The organism is Neisseria sp. S1, assembly GCF_048060015.1.
Classification (GTDB): Bacteria; Pseudomonadota; Gammaproteobacteria; order Burkholderiales; family Neisseriaceae; genus Neisseria; species Neisseria arctica.
Genome location: NZ_JBLUPI010000006.1, coordinates 1 through 21,547, shown reverse-complemented (window position 1 = coordinate 21,547; position 21,547 = coordinate 1). Strand labels below are relative to the sequence as shown.

The window sequence follows — 21,547 nt, the reverse complement described above, 5'->3', positions numbered from 1 at the left end:
AACAATGCCGTCTGAAAAGAAAAATTTCAGACGGCATTTTATTTTTTATATAGACAATGATTTTCAGACGGCATCAAAAATATCTGAAAATGCAGCTCGCTTCAAATCCGATAACTGATTGTCGTCATAATTTTTGAAGTTAACTTCATCATTTCCTTTACTGGCAAAGGTAGCGGAGCCGCGCCGAAATGATTCGCCATTTCGGCATGCTGCATTTCGTCCAAACGCATCTGAGCTACAATTGCGCGGCTTTTCACATCTTGCTCGGGCAAGCCCTGCAAGTGTTCCTCCAAATGTGCCGTTACCTGATTTTCGGTTTCCTCCAAAAATCCCAAATTCCACTTATCACCTAAGAGCCCTGCACCCACTCCGATTGCCAGAGAACCCGCATACCACAGCGGATTCAACAAACTGGTACGCCCGCCCAACTCTTTTACCCGCTTTTCAGTCCATGCCAAATGCTCCACCTCTTCGTAAGCGGCATGCTGCAAAGCCTCTCTGTTGGTTTTATCGCGCGCTGTTAATGCCTGCCCTTGATACAACGCCTGAGCACAAACTTCACCCACATGGTTTACCCGCATCAAACCCAAAGCGTGGCGCTTTTCCGCCTCGCTGAGTTCACCCTCCTCCAACCCCGCATCCGGGTAAGGGCGTGAGGTCGTAGCGGGTGCAAATAATGTTCTTAACACGGTATCTATATGGGGAATCAGTTTATCTGCCAACATGGCACTTTCCTTAAAACTATAATGGCCTCAAGCGCAAGCTTGCCACATTATTATCGTTGGCAATGCCCTACACTATTTCTCAGCCGATATTATAACCGCGTTTCAGGCCGTCTGAAAAACTGCTATACTTGCGCCCGTTCAACTCTTAGTGATTAAAGGAACCGAAATGGCTGATTTTAACCAAATCCTTACCCCTGGTGATGTAGACGGCGGTATTATCAATGTAGTAAACGAAATTCCTGCCGGCAGCTGCCACAAAATCGAATGGAACCGCGAAGTAGCCGCATTCCAACTTGACCGCGTAGAACCCGCTATTTTCGCCAAACCCACCAACTATGGCTTTATTCCCCAAACTTTGGATGAAGACGGCGACGAACTGGATGTTCTATTGATTACCGAACAGCCCTTGCCTACCGGTATTTTCTTAGAAGCCAAAGTCATCGGCGTAATGAAGTTCGTTGACGATGGCGAAGTGGACGACAAAATCGTCTGCGTACCTGCCGATGACCGCAATAGCGGCAACTGCTACAAATCATTGGCCGACCTACCCCAACAACTCATCAAACAAATCGAATTCCACTTCAATAACTACAAAGCTTTGAAAAAACCGGGCTCTACCAAGGTAGAAAGCTGGGGTGATATCGAAGAAGCCAAAGCAGTGATTAAAGAATCTATTGAGCGTTGGAACAAACGCTAATCAGCGGAACCTCAACACAATAAAAAGCCGTCTTTTCAGACGGCTTTTTATATTTTAGTGTATATAAAAATCGCAATTAACGCTTGCGAAATACCAAATCCCATACCCCATGTCCCAACCGCTTGCCACGTGCCTCAAACTTGGTTTCGGGACGGTAATCTGGCGTTGGTACATAGCCTTCGCCGGCTGCTGCCGTATTTTGCAAATTATCAAAACCGCTTAATACTTCCAGCATTTGTTGGGCGTATTCTTCCCAATCCGTTGCCAAATGAATATAACCGCCACTTTTCAATTTCGGCAACAGCTTGGCGACAAAGGCCGTCTGAATCAAACGGCGCTTGTTATGGCGCTTTTTATGCCACGGATCAGGAAAGAAAATATGGATACCATCCAAACTGCCGTCTGCCAACATATTCTCCACCACCTCTACGGCATCATGACGCATCACACGAATATTCTGAACGCTTTCTTCCTCAATCAATTTCAAAATATTGCCTACACCCGGGCCGTGCACATCAATTGCTAAAAAATCTTTATCCGGCAATCGCTTGGCAATCTCCACTGTTGCAACGCCCATACCAAAACCGATTTCCAGTACTTTATCATTGCCCCCACCGAAACATTGCTGCAAATCGACAAGAGAATCACAGTAATCCACACCAAACCGCGGCCACAAAGTATCGATTGCACGCTGCTGTGCAGCAGTCATATGCCCTTGCCGCAAAACAAAACTACGGATGCTGCGTTTATGCTCCTCAGGAACCTCGGTTACCGAACGCTGGTTATTGTTTTCATTCATATAATATGCCTAGCCCATCAAATAAATCACAAGCCGTCTGAAAAACCTTCAGACGGCCTTTAAAAATAAAGCCTTATTATAAAGAAAGCCTACAGCGAAAACAATCCGCACACTCTTTCGCTGCCCTAATTAAAAAACCGGTTTTTACAACACATAAAGATCTCTTCACTCATACCAAACAAATAGGCCGTCTGAAATATTTTTCAGACGGCCTATTGCAAAACTCAATATTCAAATCAAGCGGCAGGTTTGGATTTTTTATGCTTGGCTAAAGTTTTCACACCTTCCGTCACATATTCGGAACCATCTTCGCGTAACAATTTCGGTGCGGCACCCTCATTAATCACTTTTTCATTTACCACCACTTTTTTCACATCTTTCAAATCAGGCAGCATATACATGGTATTGAGCAAGCAACGTTCCACAATAGAACGCAAACCGCGGGCACCCGTTTTACGCTCCATAGCCTGCTTGGCAATTGAATGCAAAGCTGAAGGCAGCACTTCAAGCTCCACGCCTTCCATCGCAAACAAAGCCTGATATTGCTTCACCAGAGCATTTTTCGGCTCAGTCAGAATATTCACCAGTGCATCTTCATCCAGCTCAGCCAAAGTCGCAATCACCGGCAAACGGCCGATCAACTCCGGAATCAAACCGAATTTGATTAAATCTTCAGGCTCTACAGTTTCAAAAAGCTCGGAAATATTGGTGTTTTCATCTTTACTGCTTACCACCGCACCAAAACCGATACCGCCTTTTTCGGTACGTTGGCGAATCACCTTCTCCAATCCGGCAAACGCACCACCGCAAATAAACAAAATATTGGTCGTATCGACATTAATAAATTCCTGATTCGGGTGTTTTCGTCCGCCTTGGGGAGGCACGCTGGCAACCGTTCCTTCAATCAACTTCAATAGTGCCTGCTGAACGCCTTCCCCTGACACATCACGGGTAATCGAAGGGTTGTCGCTTTTGCGTGAAATTTTATCGATTTCATCGATATACACAATACCGCGCTGTGCTTTTTCAACATCGAAATCGCACTTACCCAAAAGCTTGGTAATGATTTGTTCGACATCCTCGCCCACATAGCCGGCTTCTGTCAGCGTAGTCGCATCTGCCATCACGAACGGAACGTCAAGTTTGCGAGCCAAAGATTGAGCTAAAAGAGTTTTCCCCGAACCGGTGGGCCCAATCAGCAAAATATTGCTTTTCGACAGCTCCACATGGTTGCTGCTTTTAGGATGGCGCAAACGTTTATAATGATTGTAAACAGCAACAGCCAAAGCCTTTTTCGCTTCTTCTTGACCAATTACATGTTCATTAAGATTAGCCACGATTTCCGCCGGCGTAGGGAGTTTGCCCAACTCTTCGGACAAAGCCTCCAGCGAATCTTCCCCGCTTTCTTCGCTGCTTTGCAGCATAATGCCACAGGTTTCTACACACTCGTTACAAATATAGGCGTGCTCGCCTTCAATTAAATTTTTAACTTCATTTTCGGGTTTGCCGCAAAACGAGCAAACATGTTTATCGTCAGCCATACTATCAATTTCATTAGATTAATCGTATCGGCATTCTGTGCCGAGAATACCGAAGTATAATAACTATCGGCCTGATTATCAAACACCAGCGCCATATCACAAGCTTTGTTTACAACTTCTCATAACATCCAACTTCCGTCGAATCTATCCTAGTAATGAAAACAATATGTTTGCTACATGCAAACATACGAAAATTTCAGCTACATTACTTTACAAGACTACGTTTTTTCACCACAATCTATCGACTAAAGCTTACAAATTCCTTCCCCAAATACAGCTACAGCGCCTGATCGCAAATAACCCTCAACAACAGCCGGAACTACTACCATGATATTTACTTCCATCCGTAAAACCATCGCTGCAGCATGCCTGAGCCTTGGAGTCGCTGTAATCTCCTTACCGGCCAATGCCGATGACTTAGACGTACTCGGTCAATTTTTAGAGCAAAACTTTCCCACGCCCAATGATCCCATAGGAACATTTGCAAATCAGAATCAAGCGGATCGTGTTGAAATACAAGCCTTACAGGCGGGTCCCTTGCTGACATCACAATCCGCCTTAATCGTCAACAACCGTACTGGCGAAGTGTTGTATCAGAAAAACCCCAACCGCGTGATGCCGATTGCATCTATTTCAAAACTCATGAGTGCTATTGTCGTATTAGATGCCGGCCAAAGCATGAATGAACCGCTGACCATCACCGAAGCCGAAATTGACAGATTGAAGGGCACTGGCAGCCGCCTATCAATTGGCACCACACTAACCCGCGGTGAAATGCTACACCTAAGTTTGATGAGCAGCGAAAATCGCGCCACCCATGTATTAGGGCGCTACTATCCGGGAGGAATGGCTGCCTTTGTTGATGCGATGAACCGCAAGGCTCAAAGCCTCGGCATGAATAATACCCGTTTCTACGAACCAACCGGATTGGATTTCCGTAATGTTTCCACTGCCAATGATTTAAACAAACTCGTTCAGGCGGCAAGCCAATATCCGCTCATTCTCCGCAACAGCACCTCCAACTACGGCACCGTATACACCAGCACAGGCCGCCAACAAAACTACCGCAACTCTAACGCGCTTGTCCGTGAAGGCAGCTGGAATATCGAACTGCAAAAAACCGGTTATATCCGCGAATCAGGACGTTCGATGGTCGTAAAAGCAAACGTGCAAAACCAACCTATTACCATTGTCCTACTCAACTCCCCCTCATCTATCAGCCGTGTCAATGATGCACGCAATATCGAATCTTGGATGTTGCAACGCCGCTCTTAAGATTGGCGCCTAATAAAATGCCGTCTGAACATTCAGACGGCATTTTATATACTTATATACTTAAAACAGTGTTACGCTTCGGGCATACTGCCTTCGTTTTGACACAAGCTGAACAAATTTACACCCTTGCTTCGGATCTTATTACCTCCGGGCAAATCGGTAAACTCAAGAATCGCCGCGGCCTCAATTACCTCACCACCCAATCTTTGAATCAGTTCAACACCAGCAAGCATCGTTCCACCTGTAGCGACTAAGTCGTCTACCAGCAACACCCTAGCCCCCGGCTGTACTGCATCAGTATGCATTTCAACTGTTGCTTCGCCATATTCCAAGGCATAACTTTGCGATACCGTTTCAAAAGGCAGCTTGCCTTTTTTGCGAATAGGTACAAAGCCCACATTTAACTGATAAGCCAATGCCGCACCGATAATAAAACCGCGTGCATCCAAACCGGCTACCACATCGATTTTCTGACCCATATAGCGGTAAACCAACAAATCTACTAAAAGGCGGAAATACTCCGGGCTTTGCAATACAGGCGTAATATCATGAAATAAAATGCCTTCTTTAGGCCAATGAGGCACTTTGCGAATCTTTTCCGCCAAAGCATTGACACCCATTACATCCGGATGAATCAACATAATCTATTCCTATTATCGAAAACATTTAACGGTGTATTGTAACCGATTTTACAAAGGCCGTCTGAAACTCGGTTCGGATGGCCTTTAGCCATCTGGTTATATTTTGCAAAATACTAAATATAACCTAAGAATTTCCAATAAAAGCCCTAAAACATATTACCTCTTTAACAAAATGCCGCTAGAAAGTACGACAACAATCAAGATAAAAACAAAGCTTCACACTCTTTATAAACCACACAGCCCTTTTCATTTCTTAAAGACAACGATAATTAAAATATTGATTCTAAACAATAAATATCAATCAACAATACAGTCCCACCAAAAGCAGACACACTACTAAAGTATTTATAATTTCAAAAAAATGAATTAAATAGCAAATAAAAATGATAAAATTACAAACTGCGGCCTAGGTCGCCGCCTGAAAAACAAAACCGCTTGTTGCTATGTTATAATTCGGAGCATAAATATCTAAATGGCAACACATTATGCACAGTAAGAAAAAAGGCAATATATTTATCATTACCGCTGCATCAGGCACTGGTAAAACCACATTGGTATCCCGCCTTGTCAACAATCGTCCCGATATCCGTGTTTCCGTATCGCATACAACCCGTGCGCCCCGCCCTGGAGAAATACACGGACAACACTACTATTTTATCGATACAGAAAAATTTGAATCTCTGATTCAAGAAGGCGCGTTTCTAGAACACGCCAAAGTGTTTGATAATTATTACGGCACCAGTATCGAAGGGGTAAATCAATTAAGCAAACAAGGTTACGATGTTATCTTGGAGATTGATGTACAAGGCGCAGAACAAGTGCGCCGCACTTTGGTTGATGCATGCAGTATTTTCATACTACCTCCCTCTTTCAAAGTTTTGGCCGACCGTTTACGTGGCCGAGGCACCGAAAGTGAAGAAGTTGTCAATAAGCGCCTCAGCAAAGCCCGTCATGAAATCGAGCAGGCATTTTTATTCGATTATGTAGTGGTGAACGAAGACTTAACAACCGCCGAAGCCGACTTACTGCACATCATTAAATCTTACCGGTTGAAACAACCCTCACAGCAATTATTTATTGAAAATCTATTGGAAAACTCATAAAAATTAGCGACAATATTTCATTAATCGATTTAACTCAACATTCCACTTTAATTAATTTCAGAAAGAAAGCACAAAGAAAATGGCTCGTATTACCGTAGAAGACTGCATTGATAAAATCCCTAATCACTTCGATCTTACCTTAACCGCCGCACGCCGCGCACGCCAACTGGAAAATGGCACCGCCCCGCTGGTAGAAGACATCCGCAACAACAAACCGACCGTTACTGCATTGCGCGAAATAGCCGCAGGTCAAATCGGCACCGAACTTTTAAGCCGCAACAAATAAAAGCCGAGGCCGTCTGAATGCCTGTTCCAACACCGCTGCCTACCGCTCCTTATGATCCGCTAACCGCACGAGAACGCGAACTATTGTTTCGCGCAGCAGATTATCTGACGACAGACGACAAACAATTGCTTGAAAAAGCCTGTGCCTACGCTTTTCATGCCCACGACGGGCAAACCCGAAAAAGTGGAGAGCCCTATATCACTCATCCGTTAGCAGTGGCTGCACAATTGGCAGCCTGGCATATGGATGTTCAGGGATTGTGCGCGGGCGTCATGCATGATGTTCTGGAAGACACAGGTGTTACCAAGCTGGAAATGACGGCCGAATTCGGCGAAACCATTGCCGAAATGGTAGACGGCCTATCCAAGCTGGAAAAACTCGAATATAACGATCAAGCCGAACACCAAGCGGAAAGCTTCCGTAAATTAATTCTGGCAATGACAAAAGACATACGCGTTATTGTCATTAAACTTTCAGACCGCCTGCACAATATGCGTACCCTTGGTTCAATGCGCCCGGAAAAACGCCGCCGCATTGCCCAAGAAACCTTGGAAATTTATGCACAGATCGCTAACCGGATCGGTTTAAACAGCGCCTATCAGGAATTGCAGGATTTATCATTCCAGAACTTACACCCCCGCCGCTACGAAACCCTTCAAAAGGCTATGAAAGCCAGTCGGAGAAACCGCCGTGACGTAGTCGGCAAAGTATTAAGAGCATTCAGCCAACGCTTGGTCAGCGCCAATATCGAAGCCAAAATCAAAGGCCGTGAAAAAAATCTCTACAGTATCCATCAGAAAATGCAGAGTAAAAACCTACGCTTTGCCGAAGTAATGGATATTTACGGTTTTCGCGTAATAGTCAATAGTGTACCGGCATGCTATGCGGCACTCGGCGCACTGCACAGTCTCTACCAACCGAAACCAGGCCGTATTAAAGACTACATTGCCATCCCCAAAAGCAATGGTTACCAAAGCCTTCATACTACCTTAGTCGGCCCTTACGGCCTACCAATTGAAGTACAAATAAGAACCAGAGAAATGGATGCCGTAGCCGAAGGAGGCATTGCAGGCCATTGGATTTACAAATCTGGGGAAAATACAATTGACCAAGCCACCCTGCGTACCAACCAATGGCTACAGAATATTCTTGACTTACAAGCACGAAGCTCTAATGCAATGGAGTTTCTCGAGCATGTTAAAGTCGACCTCTTTCCTGATGAAGTTTACATTCTTACTCCGAAAGGCAAAATTTTGGTTTTACCCGAAGGGGCAACACCTATCGATTTTGCCTATGCAGTACATACCGACATAGGCAATCGCACTGTTGCCGCCCGTGTCAACAACACTATGATGCCGCTGCGTACAGCATTAAAAACCGGCGACACAGTAGAAATTATTACTTCCGAACATGCAAAACCCAACGCCGCATGGCTAAACTTCGCTGTTTCCAGCCGCGCTCGCAGCGCCATACGCAACTATATTAAAAATATGAACCGCCAAGATGCCATCCTGCTTGGTGAAAATCTATTACAGAAGGCTCTCTCCAGCCTTTTACCTCAAAACGTTTTGCTATCAGACGATTTAAAAGAAAAATATCTGACCGATCTCAACAACAAACAAACATCTTTTGAAGATGTGCTGTACAACGTGGGCATGGGACACACTCTACCCGTTTCCGTCGCTATGCATATTGCCGAATTGGCAGGAGAGCATTTTGGCGACGAAGTCAAACTTAGCCCAATCAAGATTAACGGTAATGAAACCGGTCGTGTACATTTGGCACAATGCTGCAACCCGATTCCGGGTGACAGTATCCGTGCCGTTATTATCAAAGATCAAGGTATGATTATCCACCGCGATACCTGTCCCAATGTATTGAAAGCGGATCTCGAACAGCAACTGGAAGCCGACTGGGACAGCATACACAACCGCACCTACCGCACCTCGATTACCGCCGGAGCACGTGATACCCACGGCCTGCTTGCCGCGATGGCGCAAGCAATATCAGGGGCCAATGCGGATATTGAGTCAGTTGAAACCCCCTCTCAAAAACAAGCCGGAACAGAAGGGTTTATCGAGTTTAAATTTTTTATCAAAACAAAAAATCTCGAACAGCTTAATGAAATTATCCGCGCACTATATGCAATCCCACATGTCCGCCGTGTTGTCCGAAATTAAACGATAATTAATATGAAAGGCCGTCTGAAATGCAATCTTTCAGACGGCCTTTTATCGTTCTTGACAATCACATCGCAATAAAAGATAATTTCGGATTAATTTTAAGTCTAAAACTTACAACCTTATTTTCAGCTGCCGATACACAACAACGCTGCAGCATTGTTAGGAGGTGATGTTTCACATCACGGCGCGTATCCCGCCCGCACTCTAATCCAAGTGCATATTTAAGCGATACACTCAAATTCCATCAAAGCCGTCTGAAATACAGCGGTCAAACCAATTAAAAATATGTAAGGAAATACAATGCCTGCTATTCGTGTAAAAGAAAACGAACCTTTTGAAGTTGCAATGCGCCGTTTCAAACGTGCCGTAGAAAAAACCGGTTTGCTAACCGAGCTGCGTGCTCGTGAAGCTTACGAAAAACCAACTACCGAACGTAAGCGCAAAAAAGCTGCTGCTGCAAAACGCCTGCAAAAACGCCTGCGCAGCCAACAGCTGCCTCCGAAAATGTACTAATCACGGCTTAAGCCTTGATAAGATCCAAACACCGTAAGGCTACTGTCTTGCGGTGTTTTTACTTATCATTTAAAAGCATGTACAAAATATCTTTTCACCCTTTACTGCTACCCTGCATCTATACAAAGCACCAGCATAAAAAGATAATACGGATCGGTGATCCTTTAACAAAACCATATCCTCTATCCAATTTTTATTTCGAGAACAATTATGAGCCTGAAAATACAACTAACCGAAGATATGAAAAACGCCATGCGCGCAAAAGACAGCATAACACTTTCCACTATCCGCTTGGTTAACGCTGCCATCAAGCAATTCGAAGTTGATGAACGTGCTGAAGCCGACGATGAAAAAATCACTGCAATTCTTACCAAGCTGGTAAAGCAGCGTAAAGACTCCGCTAAAATTTATACCGATGCAGGCCGCCAAGATCTGGCAGATAAAGAAAACGCAGAAATCGAAGTTCTAAACCGCTATTTGCCGAAAATGCTGTCTACCGAAGAAATCGAAACAGCCGTTCGCCTTGCTGTTAACGAAACCGGTGCCGCAGGCATGGCCGATATGGGCAAAGTAATGGGTATTTTAAAAAACAGATTGGCAGGCAAAGCCGATATGGGCGAAGTAAATAAAATCTTAAAAGCCGTTTTAACCGCTTAATTAAAACGCCGTCTGAAAATTTCAGACGGCGTTTTAATAACTATATACATTTATTTGTCAAAAATCTTCTCACCCATATCACCATGCAAATGTTTTTGTCGGAGAGCCGCCACTGCGATTACAGCAGGAATCGTTACCCGGTACGCCGCTCCTGCAATATCAACTGCAGTCCAGATCCCGGTAACCACCAAACCGATAGGACCTGTGATAATGGATAATATCCGTACCAATATAGTGTTACCCAAAATAGACAACCCTCTGCCGATTAGGGCTTTTAATATGGCATTCACAATGATTACGGTTAACTGATATGAATAAAAACCACCGAAATTAAAAATTTTTATGATAACGGCCGCCAATGCTCCCTTACTCATCATTTCTACATTGTTTACACCCAACTCGCTAGCAATTTCCTTTAATTGTTCCTGCGTCATTTTATTCAGCGCATCTTCTAATATTTTAGACAACAGTGCCAATTCTATTCTCTCTACGCTAGATTTCTCATGATAATTTACTTTTAATTTATCACACACATCCGTCAATACCTCTCGATATAAGACCCCCTTTCCACCACGAAATATGGTTGCGAAGGTATTGGCGCCAAAGCATTGGATTTCTGCAGCAATCTCCTGCCAATATTACTGGTGATCAGGATAATGCATTTTATATTTCTTACTACTGGTAAGCGCTTCAGTCCATCGGGCTTTGCCATTTTTATCATGAGTTAAGCAGTACACCAAATCACCCAAATCTTCAGACTTCATCTCTCCAAGGAATTCAAGGTCAATATCGTTACGATAAGCCATTACTCTCATCTCCTAATAGCCATTAGCAAAATACAAAATAAAAGTTTATTTTTTATTATTTTACAAATTAAATGATATTTAAACAAGAGTAAATTTAAGGAAACATTCAATAGACGAGTATTTTTAACGAAAGCAATATCAGTGGCCCAACTTCCTGTTTCCGATTTCGACAAAGCCATCGGCAAACGTATCCAAATCCGGCGTAAAGAATGCCATTTAACAGCCGATGTACTATCTGAAAAGATCGGCATGTCCCAGCAACAACTCTCCCGCTATGAGCGTGGAGCCAACAAGGTCAACATTACCCATCTGATCCACATCGCCCAGATTTTAGATACTCCGTTATTTTGGTTTTTACAAGATTGCATACCGGCAGAAAATTTTGATTCAGACGGTCTCAAACACCGTTTAGACTTTCATTGGCGGCATATCAGCCAAGAACAAAAGCAATCTATTATCAATCTTTTAGATACCTTCCATACCATCGAATAAGCAATTTCAAAATTGATTTTGTTTTGCTTGAATCCGCTAATGGCGCAACCTATAATAATCGGTTAACCAATTGGCAGATCCAATCCGCTATGATTCCAACTAAATTTATAGACGAGCTTCTTTCCAAAGTTGACATCGTCGATATTATCGATGAACACGTACCGCTAAAAAAAGGCGGTGCCAACTATATGGCCTGCTGCCCGTTCCATAAAGAAAAATCACCGTCATTTTCAGTAAGCCCGCAAAAACAGTTTTACCATTGTTTCGGTTGCGGTGCGCACGGCTCTGCTATCGGCTTTATCATGGAATATCAAGGTTTAAGTTTTACCGAGGCCGTGCAATACCTAGCCGACCGCGTCGGCATGGCGGTGCCCAAAACCAAAGGGCGAGAAGAAAGCCCGGAAATACGGCAGGAGCGTAAGAAAAAACAACAAACCTTAGAAGAAACAACCGAAGCCTCAGCTACTTACTACATTTCCAAACTGGCTCAAAATCCGCGTGCCCAAGCCTACCTCAGCCAACGCGGCCTTTCCCCCGAAATAATCGAACATTACGGTTTGGGTTATGCTCCCGATGGTTGGCACCCGTTATCCGAAGCATTCCAGCCTTACCCCAATACGGCATTGGTAGAAAGCGGCATGGTAATAGAAAAGGACGGCAAGCATTATGACCGTTTCCGTGACCGTATCATGTTCCCGATACGCAACCAACGCGGTCAAGTTATCGGCTTTGGGGGACGCATACTCGACAAAGGCGAGCCCAAATACCTAAATTCACCGGAAACACCGCTGTTCGATAAAGGGCGCAACTTATACGGTTTGCACGAAGGGCGGGCCGCGATAAAAGACGCCGGCCGCATTTTGGTTGTTGAAGGCTATATGGATGTAGTCGCACTGGCACAATTCGGTATCGGATACGGTGTTGCCGCACTCGGTACCTCCACGACCGCTGAGCATGTGAAAATTCTCATGCGCCAAACCGACAGTATTTACTTCTGTTTCGATGGTGACCGTGCGGGCAGAAAAGCTGCCTGGAGGGCACTCGAAAACGCCCTGCCTCAATTAAAAGACGACAAATCATTACACTTTCTGTTCCTTCCGGAAGAACATGATCCCGACAGCTATATACGAGCCTATGGCAAAAATCAGTTTGAAGATGCCCTGCTCAACCAAAGCAAACCATTATCCGAATATTTTTGGCAAGCACTTTCAGACGGCCTTAATTTAGATACTCATGAAGGCAAAGCCGAATTAGTCAAAAAAAGCGCCCCTCTATTAGCACAAATTACCGCTCCTGCGCTTGGCTTTCTACTCAAGCAGCAATTAAGTGAAATTGTCGGCATCGACCCTGCCAACCTCGCACAACTCATCGGTCAAGATGCCCCCAAGCAATATATCAAGCAAAAAAGCTATAAACTGCCGCAAGCAACATTCCGCCAACCGCCTATGCTCAGCTTGGAGCAGAAGCAAATACGCTCCTTACTGGCTTGTCCCTCATGGGCAAAATACGCACTTCTACCCGAATATCTGCAGCTCTCCGGCGAGATGGCCTGTTTGGCAAACCTTGCCGAGCTGATACACAACCTGCCCGCCATACCCACTACAGCCCAAATCCTCGAACATATCCGCGGCAGCGAACACGAAGCCATGTTACTGGAAATTTTCCGGAATACCGAACCAGACAATGAGCCAGACAGTCAAAACGAAGAAGCAGTCGAAGAATTCAAGCACGGCATGCTAAAACTTCAAAACAAGTTGAAAACAGCCCAGCTCAACCGCCTAAGAATCAAGCTCAATGAAAGCGGGCTGACCGAACACGAAGAAAATCTGCTGCGAACGTTACTACAAAGCAAATAACTGCTTACCCAGAGCCTTCCTTGCCTTGTTTGCAGCATATAAATTTAATATAATTAGCGCCTTCTATCCGCCGCTTGTAATTTTTTCAGACGGCCCCACCTTAGCACCACAAATTCTTTGCCTGAAAGCCATTAATCGGCTATTGCAGGCCGTTTAGAGAAAAGCCTGCCGAAAATACGCTGCACAAACTGCAGAAACCATTCAATACCTTCCGCCGGCCTTCTAACCGAAACTACCGAGTAAACCTATGGCCAACCACACTTCTGATTACGATGAACAAGACGATATCCGCCCGCTAAGCCTTGAAGAACAACGCGCACGTTTGCGCCAACTGATTATCATGGGCAAAGAGCGCGGCTACATTACCTACGCAGAAATCAACGATGCCCTGCCTGACGATATGTCTGATGCAGAACAAATCGACAACATCGTTACCATGATTTCCGGACTAGGCATACAAGTTACCGAACAAGCTCCCGATGCCGAAGATATTCTACTTAGCGACAATACCGCCAACCTTACCGATGATGATGCGGTAGAAGAGGCCGAGGCCGCCCTTTCCAGCGCTGACAGCGAGTTTGGCCGCACGACTGATCCTGTCCGTATGTATATGCGGGAAATGGGGCAAGTCGACCTGCTCACACGTGAAGACGAAATCATCATTGCCAAAAAAATTGAAAATGCTCTGAAAAATATGGTTCAGGCCATTTCTGCCTGCCCCGGTTCAATTGCGGAAATTTTGGCATTAATCGAACGTATTCGTGCTGATGAAATTAAAGTAGACGAGGTTGTAGAGGCTATCATCGATCCCAACGAAGTATTACTGAATGAACTCGGCTTAAGTCATCTTGAGGGAACATCGGAAGACGGTTCCGCCGATAGCACCGTTGACGACGAAGACAGCGCCGATGACACAGACGAAGATGATTCGGAGGGCACAGATAGCGAAGCCATGTCCGCAGCAAATTTAGAAGAGCTAAAACAAAAAGTGCTTGAACACTTCGCGGGTATCCAACAAGACTACGATAAGATGATCTCCGCTCTGGATAAACACGATAGCAAACATCCATCTTATCTCGAACACCGCGATGCTATTGCGGCTAAATTACTTGAAACCCGCTTCGCAACACGTCAGATTGAAAACCTAAGCAGCAATCTGCGTACCCGTGTCGACAACATCCGTAAATTGGAGCGTGAAATCCGCGACATATGTCTGAACAATGTTCACATGGATCGTGAGTATTTCATCAATAACTTCCTGCCGCACGCTACCAATCTGCAATGGGTGGAAGACGAGATTGCCAAAGGTCGCGTATGGAGCGATGCACTGGGCCGTTTCCGTCACGATATTATCGAAAAGCAAAGCGAAATGGCACAAATGGAAAAAGAAGCACGTATTTCCATTGAGGAGCTGAAGGAAATCAACAAAAATATGGTTGTCAGCGAAAAAGAAACCGCGGCTGCCAAACAAGAGATGATTCAAGCAAACCTGCGTCTGGTTATTTCAATTGCAAAAAAATATACCAACCGTGGCTTGCAATTTCTTGATCTTATTCAAGAAGGCAATATCGGCTTGATGAAGGCGGTAGATAAATTCGAATACCGCCGTGGCTATAAATTTTCGACTTATGCTACTTGGTGGATCCGTCAGGCCATTACCCGTTCGATTGCGGATCAGGCACGTACTATTCGCATTCCGGTTCATATGATTGAAACCATCAATAAAATGAACCGTATTTCGCGCCAATACTTACAGGAAACCGGTGAAGAGCCTGATTCTGCAAAACTGGCCGAATTAATGGAAATGCCTGAAGATAAGATCCGTAAAATCATGAAAATCGCAAAAGAACCGATTTCCATGGAAACACCAATCGGTGATGATGACGATTCACACTTGGGCGACTTCATTGAAGATGTAAATAATGTCGCTCCGGCAGATGCTGCCATGTATTCGAGCCTGCGCGAAGTAACCAAAGATGTATTAGAAAGCCTGACTCCGCGTGAAGCAAAAGTGTTACGTATGCGCTTCGGTATCGATATGAATACCGACCACACGCTGGAAGAAGTAGGTAAACAATTTGATGTAACGCGTGAACGTATCCGTCAAATCGAAGCCAAAGCTTTACGTAAACTGCGTCACCCTACCCGCAGTGACCGCTTAAAAAGCTTCTTAGATAGCGAAGACAATAAACAATAATTACAAAATTAAAATAATTTTCAGACGGCCTAAACTATTAAACAAGGCCGTCTGAAAATTGACTTTCGACATCAATAAAACAACACCTGACAAATTGCCAGGTGTTGTTTTATATAATCTTATGCTAGCAAATTACGCCAACGCTGTACTTGTAAACATACTTGCTCCGGGGCTGTTCCGCCCAAATGGTTTCGAGCCTGTAAACTACCTTCGGGAGTCAATACACTGTAAACATCCTCAGCAATCAGAGCTGAAAAACCTTGCAACACCTCTAAAGAGAGTTCACTCAAATCTACACCTTGCATATCTGCATGACGTACCGCCAGAGCTACTACTTCATGACTGTCACGGAAAGGCATTCCTTTTTTCACCAAATAATCAGCCAAATCCGTAGCCGTTGCAAAACCCTGCATAACAGCCGCCCGCATATTATCCGGCTTCACAGTCACGCCCCGCATCATATCAGCATAAATACGCAAAGTATCAATTAACGTATCTACCGTATCAAAAAGTGGTTCTTTATCTTCCTGATTATCTTTGTTATAAGCCAATGGTTGTGATTTCATCAGCATAATCAATCCGGTAAGATGGCCAATTACACGACCTGACTTACCTCGTACCAGCTCCGGTACATCCGGGTTTTTCTTCTGAGGCATAATACTTGAGCCTGTACAGAATCTATCCGCAATATCGATAAAACCAAAACGCGGGCTCATCCATAGAATTAACTCTTCCGAAAGACGGCTTAAGTGTACCATTACCAAGCTGGCCGCTGCAGTAAACTCAATGGCGAAATCACGATCAGAAACGGCATCTAATGAATTTTGGCAGATCTGTTCAAAATCTAACAACTTAGCTGTTGTTTCGCGGCAAATAGGATAAGTAGTGCCCGCCAAAGCCGCAGCCCCTAAAGGCATTCGGTTGACCCGTTTACGACAATCAACCATACGCTCGTAATCTCTTCCCAGCATCTCTACATAAGCCAACATATGGTGGCCGAAGCTAACCGGCTGGGCAACTTGCAAATGTGTAAAACCAGGCATCACTACATCAGCATTTTGTTCGGCCAAATCTAATAATGCAGCTTGCAAATCACGAATCAATTGTTGAATGGTGGTAATTTCATCACGTAACCACAAACGAATATCCGTAGCTACTTGATCGTTACGGCTACGCCCTGTGTGCAAGCGCTTGCCTGCATCGCCGATTTTCTCAGTTAAGCGGCGTTCGATATTCATATGAACATCTTCCAAATCTAATGACCAAGGCATCTCACCGCCTTCTATTTCTGCTATAATTTCAGTCATTCCTTGGCAAATCGCAGTCAAATCAGACTCGCTCAAAACCCCTGCCTGCTGCAACATTTTTGCATGTGCCAAAGAACCTTGAATATCCCATTTGGCCAAACGTTTATCAAAGTCGATTGAACCAGTATATTTTTTAACCAGTTCGGAAACAGGCTCATTGAAACGGCCCGACCAAGTTTTACTGTTGTTCATTTAGTTATATCCATCTAAAAATATTGTTACAGATTAAGGTTGATTGTTCATGGCTATTATACGTCAAATAGCATCTTGTTTTGCAATTCCGGACATGCGCAATGCAAGTACTATCTCGCGACTGATTATCCTATCGACTACAGCTTGCTTTCTTCTGCCAATATTAAGCTATCCTTACGATAGCTATATAGAAATGCTTATTGAAACAGTAAGCTGGGCCGTTCCCATGATGATTTTTTCCACATTACTGGGTTTCCCTTTATGCCATCGTCTGTCTAAATATTCTCTAGGGCCATTCTTTTGGTATATCAGCCATCTCCCTATTTTTGCTGTAACAGAATATTTTATAGTGCCTCCCCCTCACCATTACTTATCACATTTCGTCCAATTTACTGTCTTCTTCTTTTTATGTATGTATATTGAAGCCAACCGTATTTACAAACTTCAGCCTGCCTTATCGGAAGCGCGTTTAACAGCCTTAACGGCTCGTATCCGTCCACACTTTTTATTTAATAGTCTGAATGCGGCCATCAGTCTCATCCGTCTGCGCCCATATGATGCTGAAACACTACTCGAAAATCTAGCCAACTTATTTCGGGCACAACTAAAAGATGGAAATCAAAACAGCACCTTGGGACAGGAAATCGAATGGGCTCAAGAGTATATTGCAATTGAACAAATCCGTATGGGGCATACCCGCTTACAAGTCATGTGGCAGCACAATGCCCCTGATAATGCCATTACTCCTCATTTGCTTTTACAGCCGCTTTTGGAAAATGCTGTATTTCATGGTGTCGAATCCAGCCACCGTCCGGGTTTGATCTCTGTGCTTACTCAACAAGAGCGCAACTGGATCTATATTTGCATTGAAAATCCATATATTCCCCCAAGTGATCCTAATAATGCAAAGCCGCATAAAGGAAATTCAATGGCTTTAGTTAATTTAAAAGAAAGGCTATCTCTGCTTTACGATAAAGATGCCTGGTTAAAATGCAAACAAGAAGATGGTGTTTTTCGAGTAGATATTCGTATACCCTATCGAAAAAAAGAACAGAGTGATGTGCAACGCTTATTCGGTTAATTTATAGCTAACTTCATATAAATATTATTTATATTTCATATAACATAAGGGCCGTCTGAAAACATTTTCAGACGGCCCTTATGTTATATGAAGCTATTCAGTTGAAAATACTTTTATTTATTTTCCAACAAACTGGCCATAAGCCATAATTCGATCAAAACGTCTAGTCAATAAATCCCCCATAGTCAGGTTCTGAGCTTCACGTAACTGCTCAGCCAATACTTCCTTCACACGCTTGGTGATTTCTTCATGGTTGCGATGTGCACCACCTAAAGGTTCTTCGATAATGCGATCAATAAGCTTCAACTCAAACAAGCGCTTGGCAGTAATCCCCAAGGCTTGTGCAGCATCGGGAGCTTTTTCCGCAGTTTTCCATAAAATAGAAGCACAGCCTTCGGGAGAAATAACTGAATAGGTAGAGTATTGCAGCATATTCACATAATCGCCTACAGCAATTGCTAAAGCCCCTCCTGAGCCACCCTCACCGATAATAGTACATAAAACCGGCACTTTCAAACGTGTTAATTCATATAGATTACGCCCAATTGCCTCCGATTGTCCGCGCTCTTCTGCTCCGATACCCGGGTAAGCTCCCGGCGTATCAACAAAAGTCATAACGGGCAAATTAAATTTTTCTGCAGTCTCCATCAACCGTAATGCTTTACGATATCCTTCAGGACGCGGCATACCGAAATTACGACGAATTTTTTCTTTGGTATCTCGTCCTTTTTGATGACCTATGACTACAACACTTTGTCCATTAAAACGAGCCAAACCTCCGACAATAGCCTTATCGTCAGCAAAATGGCGATCTCCATGTAATTCTTCAAAATCAGTAAAAATTGCATCAATGTAATCAAAAGTATAAGGTCTTTGAGGATGACGGGATACTTGTGAAATTTGTGCCGGAGTCAACTTATTAAAAATAGATTTGGTCAGGTCTGTGCTTTTTTTCTGCAAACGGGTAATTTCATCGGAAATATCAACCGCAGATTCGCCTTGCACAAAACGCAATTCATCAATTTTCTTAGTCAATTCGGCAATAGGTTGTTCAAAGTCAAGAAAAACAGGTTTCATAATATAACTGCCACTCTTTATTATTAAAAGATTTTTACGTAATCATACGCGAAGATATGCTTTTTAGCAGCATTTACATGCATGGTTTTCACTATTTAGCATTAACGCCCAACTGTGCTACCTAAAGTTAGAGTATTTAGATGATATCCAAATCAAAAACTTAACAAATTAGTGCTTTAATACTACTCCTAAAGAATATGCTAAACTTTATATTTATGCAACTGATATGCCCCGATACATATATGAAATCCACTTCTGAGAATCATGCCCATAACTCTATGCGTTTAGATAAATGGCTATGGGCTGCTCGTTTTTTCAAAACACGAGCACTTGCACAAAAACATATTGAACTTGGTAGAATACAAGTAAATGGCGCTAAAATAAAAAATAGTAAAAGTATTAATGTAGGCGATACTATTGATCTAACATTAAACTCATTACCATACAAAATCAAAGTGTTGGCACTAAATCACCAACGCCGACCAGCCTCTGAAGCTCGTTTACTTTACGAAGAAGATGAAAATACAGCACTCAAACGTGAGCAGCAAAAACTTTTAGATCAAGCCAGCCGGATTAGTGCCGCCTATCCGGAAGGCCGCCCTACGAAACGTGACCGTCGGCAGTTAGATAAAATTAAACGGGATTGGTAAAACTTACCCATCCCAACTATAGAATAAAACATGAAAAACCTACTCACACTTAGCACATATACACACCTAAATAAAAATTATCTTTTTGATATTAGTATTTTTAAACCTTATATACTATTAATACAACATTCAATATCAACAATATCAAATTATTCTTATTCTAAGTAAGGTACTTAATTTTAAAAGGATCGCAAAAATGCGCTGGGAAGGAAGAAAGCAAAGCTCAAATGTAGAGGATCGCCGTAGGCAGCGCCATATTAGTGGAAAAAGCACAGGCATAATCGGACTCATCGTATTATTAGTAGGTGCCTACTATGGTATCGATTTATCCGGGGTTGTAGGTACGCCTAGTATTGGCAATGCAAGCATACAACAATCTTCTTTAAGCACCGAACAAGAAGCTCAATTAAATGAGCTATCACGAGTAGTTCTAGCCGATACAGAAGATACTTGGCGAGAATATTTTTCAAAAAATGGATCTGAATATTCGCCTCCTACTCTTACTCTTTATAATGCTGGTACACAAACAGCATGTGGTACTGGACAAGCTGCAATGGGGCCATTTTATTGTCCTACTGACCAAAAAATATATTTAGACTTATCCTTTTATGAAGATATGCAAACAAAACTCGGTGCATCAGGTGATGCTGCCTTTGCCTATGTAATTGCACATGAAGTTGGCCATCATGTACAAAACCTTATGGGTATATTGCCCCAAGTAAATCAGGCACAGCAAAACACTGACCAACGTCAGGCGAATGCACTCTCTGTTAAGTTAGAGTTACAAGCTGATTGCTTTGCAGGCATTTGGGGAGCACATGCGATTTCACAAAATTTATTTGAACAAGGAGACTTGGAAGAAGCATTAGCTGCTGCAGAATCTGTAGGTGATGATCGCCTACAAACACATAGTCAAGGTTATATTATGCCCGATAGCTTCACACATGGTTCTTCTGCTGATCGTATGGCCTGGTTTAAACGTGGTGTACAAAGTGGTAATATAAATCAATGTAATACTTTCAACTCTTAATTTTTTAATTCAAATATAACCTCAATTTATATGCCGCCTAAATTTTTTCGGGCGGCATATTGCTTTTTAATCATTCCTATAACTAACTGTCGATACAGGGTTCCGCCGACAGGGAACCTGCTACTCAAAGGAGGCGTTTACCGTCAGGTAGAAGGCGCGGCGGTATTAAGAGGAGCGGCCCAACCGGCACTGGCCGGCGAGCTGGTGGCCTTTCTACAGGACCCCGAGGCGCAACAGGCGCTACCCGCCGAAATGTGGGTCTACCCGGCCATCAAAGACACCCGCCTTCCTCCCGCCTTTGGCTTTGTAGAACCGCCGCCGGAGCACAGTACACCCGGTTACAGCACCATCACCCGCAAACAGCAGCAGTGGGTCAACCGCTGGATACGCACGGTTTTGCGCTAAAGCTAAGTATGCGGGACCGAAGCAAAGCCAAACA

Annotated in this window: 21 protein-coding genes and 1 pseudogene; 14 read left to right on the top strand and 8 right to left on the bottom strand. The window is 43.7% G+C overall.

Annotated elements, in window-relative coordinates:
- Window positions 1–101 precede the first annotated feature (101 nt).
- Window positions 102–725 (bottom strand): 2-polyprenyl-3-methyl-6-methoxy-1,4-benzoquinone monooxygenase, encoded by a 624-nt coding sequence (coq7, locus tag ACEPPX_RS05695; protein WP_152667065.1) that lies wholly within the window; start codon window positions 723–725, stop codon window positions 102–104.
- A gap of 166 nt (window positions 726–891) precedes the next feature.
- Here coq7 and ACEPPX_RS05690 point away from each other — a divergent pair, with 166 nt between their 5' ends.
- On the top strand, window positions 892–1,422 hold the full coding sequence (locus tag ACEPPX_RS05690; protein ID WP_416623280.1) for an inorganic diphosphatase: 531 nt from the start codon (window positions 892–894) through the stop codon (window positions 1,420–1,422).
- A gap of 76 nt (window positions 1,423–1,498) precedes the next feature.
- Here ACEPPX_RS05690 and trmB read toward each other — a convergent pair whose 3' ends face one another.
- On the bottom strand, window positions 1,499–2,221 hold the full coding sequence (gene trmB / locus ACEPPX_RS05685; RefSeq protein ID WP_416623279.1) for a tRNA (guanosine(46)-N7)-methyltransferase TrmB: 723 nt from the start codon (window positions 2,219–2,221) through the stop codon (window positions 1,499–1,501).
- Between the two features lie 236 nt (window positions 2,222–2,457).
- Window positions 2,458–3,762 carry an ATP-dependent Clp protease ATP-binding subunit ClpX gene (clpX, locus tag ACEPPX_RS05680; protein WP_416623278.1) on the bottom strand — a complete coding sequence of 435 codons (1,305 nt, stop codon included), beginning with the start codon at window positions 3,760–3,762 and terminating at the stop codon, window positions 2,458–2,460.
- Window positions 3,763–4,089: 327 nt separating this feature from the next.
- Between clpX and ACEPPX_RS05675 the strand changes: the two genes are divergently transcribed.
- Entirely contained in the window at window positions 4,090–5,037 is a 948-nt protein-coding gene (locus tag ACEPPX_RS05675) for a serine hydrolase (RefSeq protein WP_416623277.1), read from the top strand.
- A 71-nt stretch (window positions 5,038–5,108) separates the two neighbouring features.
- On the opposite strand, the gene ACEPPX_RS05670 is transcribed toward ACEPPX_RS05675, so the two are convergent.
- A complete protein-coding gene (locus ACEPPX_RS05670; protein ID WP_416623276.1) occupies window positions 5,109–5,678 on the bottom strand; it encodes an adenine phosphoribosyltransferase in 570 nt (189 codons plus the stop codon).
- A gap of 485 nt (window positions 5,679–6,163) precedes the next feature.
- Between ACEPPX_RS05670 and gmk the strand changes: the two genes are divergently transcribed.
- The 5 genes from gmk to ACEPPX_RS05645 all read left to right on the top strand — a co-directional run bounded on the left by gmk (window position 6,164) and on the right by ACEPPX_RS05645 (window position 10,420).
- Window positions 6,164–6,781 (top strand): guanylate kinase, encoded by a 618-nt coding sequence (gene gmk / locus ACEPPX_RS05665; protein ID WP_416623275.1) that lies wholly within the window; start codon window positions 6,164–6,166, stop codon window positions 6,779–6,781.
- Window positions 6,782–6,860: 79 nt separating this feature from the next.
- Complete coding sequence (gene rpoZ / locus ACEPPX_RS05660; RefSeq protein WP_047761458.1) at window positions 6,861–7,067, top strand: DNA-directed RNA polymerase subunit omega; 207 nt, start codon at window positions 6,861–6,863, stop codon at window positions 7,065–7,067.
- A 17-nt stretch (window positions 7,068–7,084) separates the two neighbouring features.
- On the top strand, window positions 7,085–9,247 hold the full coding sequence (locus tag ACEPPX_RS05655) for a RelA/SpoT family protein (RefSeq protein ID WP_416623274.1): 2,163 nt from the start codon (window positions 7,085–7,087) through the stop codon (window positions 9,245–9,247).
- A gap of 303 nt (window positions 9,248–9,550) precedes the next feature.
- Window positions 9,551–9,763, top strand: a complete 213-nt coding sequence (rpsU, locus tag ACEPPX_RS05650; protein WP_003680926.1) for a 30S ribosomal protein S21 — start codon at window positions 9,551–9,553, stop codon at window positions 9,761–9,763.
- A gap of 210 nt (window positions 9,764–9,973) precedes the next feature.
- Window positions 9,974–10,420: a GatB/YqeY domain-containing protein gene (locus ACEPPX_RS05645; protein WP_416623273.1), complete on the top strand. Its 447-nt coding sequence runs from the start codon at window positions 9,974–9,976 to the stop codon at window positions 10,418–10,420.
- 50 nt (window positions 10,421–10,470) lie between these two features.
- Here the strand turns inward: ACEPPX_RS05645 and ACEPPX_RS05640 are convergent, their stop codons facing one another.
- Both ACEPPX_RS05640 and ACEPPX_RS05635 read right to left on the bottom strand, forming a co-directional pair.
- Window positions 10,471–11,046 carry a YaaW family protein gene (locus ACEPPX_RS05640; protein ID WP_416623403.1) on the bottom strand — a complete coding sequence of 192 codons (576 nt, stop codon included), beginning with the start codon at window positions 11,044–11,046 and terminating at the stop codon, window positions 10,471–10,473.
- A gap of 12 nt (window positions 11,047–11,058) precedes the next feature.
- Window positions 11,059–11,226 (bottom strand): DUF3944 domain-containing protein, encoded by a 168-nt coding sequence (locus ACEPPX_RS05635; protein ID WP_416623272.1) that lies wholly within the window; start codon window positions 11,224–11,226, stop codon window positions 11,059–11,061.
- 141 nt (window positions 11,227–11,367) lie between these two features.
- Here ACEPPX_RS05635 and ACEPPX_RS05630 point away from each other — a divergent pair, with 141 nt between their 5' ends.
- The 3 genes from ACEPPX_RS05630 (at window position 11,368) to rpoD (ending at window position 15,771) form a co-directional block, all read left to right on the top strand.
- Window positions 11,368–11,718 (top strand): helix-turn-helix domain-containing protein, encoded by a 351-nt coding sequence (locus ACEPPX_RS05630; protein ID WP_416623271.1) that lies wholly within the window; start codon window positions 11,368–11,370, stop codon window positions 11,716–11,718.
- Between the two features lie 89 nt (window positions 11,719–11,807).
- Complete coding sequence (gene dnaG, locus ACEPPX_RS05625; protein WP_416623270.1) at window positions 11,808–13,574, top strand: DNA primase; 1,767 nt, start codon at window positions 11,808–11,810, stop codon at window positions 13,572–13,574.
- Window positions 13,575–13,821: 247 nt separating this feature from the next.
- Entirely contained in the window at window positions 13,822–15,771 is a 1,950-nt protein-coding gene (gene rpoD / locus ACEPPX_RS05620; RefSeq protein ID WP_416623269.1) for an RNA polymerase sigma factor RpoD, read from the top strand.
- 119 nt (window positions 15,772–15,890) lie between these two features.
- Here the strand turns inward: rpoD and argH are convergent, their stop codons facing one another.
- The gene (argH, locus tag ACEPPX_RS05615; protein WP_416623268.1) at window positions 15,891–17,270 is read right to left on the bottom strand and encodes an argininosuccinate lyase; all 1,380 of its coding nucleotides are present in this window, start codon (window positions 17,268–17,270) and stop codon (window positions 15,891–15,893) included.
- A 49-nt stretch (window positions 17,271–17,319) separates the two neighbouring features.
- On the opposite strand from argH, the gene ACEPPX_RS05610 reads away from it, so the two are divergent.
- Entirely contained in the window at window positions 17,320–18,351 is a 1,032-nt protein-coding gene (locus ACEPPX_RS05610; RefSeq protein ID WP_047761449.1) for a sensor histidine kinase, read from the top strand.
- Window positions 18,352–18,468: 117 nt separating this feature from the next.
- Here ACEPPX_RS05610 and ACEPPX_RS05605 read toward each other — a convergent pair whose 3' ends face one another.
- Window positions 18,469–19,428 carry an acetyl-CoA carboxylase carboxyltransferase subunit alpha gene (locus tag ACEPPX_RS05605; protein WP_416623267.1) on the bottom strand — a complete coding sequence of 320 codons (960 nt, stop codon included), beginning with the start codon at window positions 19,426–19,428 and terminating at the stop codon, window positions 18,469–18,471.
- A 242-nt stretch (window positions 19,429–19,670) separates the two neighbouring features.
- Here ACEPPX_RS05605 and ACEPPX_RS05600 point away from each other — a divergent pair, with 242 nt between their 5' ends.
- The 3 genes and pseudogenes from ACEPPX_RS05600 to ACEPPX_RS05590 all read left to right on the top strand — a co-directional run.
- Window positions 19,671–20,078, top strand: a complete 408-nt coding sequence (locus ACEPPX_RS05600) for an RNA-binding S4 domain-containing protein (protein WP_416623266.1) — start codon at window positions 19,671–19,673, stop codon at window positions 20,076–20,078.
- A gap of 196 nt (window positions 20,079–20,274) precedes the next feature.
- Window positions 20,275–21,108, top strand: a complete 834-nt coding sequence (locus ACEPPX_RS05595) for a neutral zinc metallopeptidase (RefSeq protein ID WP_416623265.1) — start codon at window positions 20,275–20,277, stop codon at window positions 21,106–21,108.
- A gap of 90 nt (window positions 21,109–21,198) precedes the next feature.
- Window positions 21,199–21,513, top strand: a pseudogene (locus ACEPPX_RS05590) (thiamine ABC transporter substrate-binding protein); the annotation flags it as partial.
- Window positions 21,514–21,547 lie beyond the last annotated feature (34 nt).

Bases quoted from the DNA above. Each gene is read 5' to 3' on its own strand.
- coq7 (WP_152667065.1), bottom strand. From the start codon at position 725: ATGTTGGCAGATAAACTGATTCCCCATATAGATACCGTGTTAAGAACA.
- ACEPPX_RS05690 (WP_416623280.1), top strand. From the start codon at position 892: ATGGCTGATTTTAACCAAATCCTTACCCCTGGTGATGTAGACGGCGGT.
- trmB (WP_416623279.1), bottom strand. From the start codon at position 2,221: ATGAATGAAAACAATAACCAGCGTTCGGTAACCGAGGTTCCTGAGGAG.
- clpX (WP_416623278.1), bottom strand. From the start codon at position 3,762: ATGGCTGACGATAAACATGTTTGCTCGTTTTGCGGCAAACCCGAAAAT.
- ACEPPX_RS05675 (WP_416623277.1), top strand. From the start codon at position 4,090: ATGATATTTACTTCCATCCGTAAAACCATCGCTGCAGCATGCCTGAGC.
- ACEPPX_RS05670 (WP_416623276.1), bottom strand. From the start codon at position 5,678: ATGTTGATTCATCCGGATGTAATGGGTGTCAATGCTTTGGCGGAAAAG.
- gmk (WP_416623275.1), top strand. From the start codon at position 6,164: ATGCACAGTAAGAAAAAAGGCAATATATTTATCATTACCGCTGCATCA.
- rpoZ (WP_047761458.1), top strand. From the start codon at position 6,861: ATGGCTCGTATTACCGTAGAAGACTGCATTGATAAAATCCCTAATCAC.
- ACEPPX_RS05655 (WP_416623274.1), top strand. From the start codon at position 7,085: ATGCCTGTTCCAACACCGCTGCCTACCGCTCCTTATGATCCGCTAACC.
- rpsU (WP_003680926.1), top strand. From the start codon at position 9,551: ATGCCTGCTATTCGTGTAAAAGAAAACGAACCTTTTGAAGTTGCAATG.
- ACEPPX_RS05645 (WP_416623273.1), top strand. From the start codon at position 9,974: ATGAGCCTGAAAATACAACTAACCGAAGATATGAAAAACGCCATGCGC.
- ACEPPX_RS05635 (WP_416623272.1), bottom strand. From the start codon at position 11,226: ATGGCTTATCGTAACGATATTGACCTTGAATTCCTTGGAGAGATGAAG.
- dnaG (WP_416623270.1), top strand. From the start codon at position 11,808: ATGATTCCAACTAAATTTATAGACGAGCTTCTTTCCAAAGTTGACATC.
- rpoD (WP_416623269.1), top strand. From the start codon at position 13,822: ATGGCCAACCACACTTCTGATTACGATGAACAAGACGATATCCGCCCG.
- argH (WP_416623268.1), bottom strand. From the start codon at position 17,270: ATGAACAACAGTAAAACTTGGTCGGGCCGTTTCAATGAGCCTGTTTCC.
- ACEPPX_RS05610 (WP_047761449.1), top strand. From the start codon at position 17,320: ATGGCTATTATACGTCAAATAGCATCTTGTTTTGCAATTCCGGACATG.
- ACEPPX_RS05605 (WP_416623267.1), bottom strand. From the start codon at position 19,428: ATGAAACCTGTTTTTCTTGACTTTGAACAACCTATTGCCGAATTGACT.
- ACEPPX_RS05600 (WP_416623266.1), top strand. From the start codon at position 19,671: ATGAAATCCACTTCTGAGAATCATGCCCATAACTCTATGCGTTTAGAT.
- ACEPPX_RS05595 (WP_416623265.1), top strand. From the start codon at position 20,275: ATGCGCTGGGAAGGAAGAAAGCAAAGCTCAAATGTAGAGGATCGCCGT.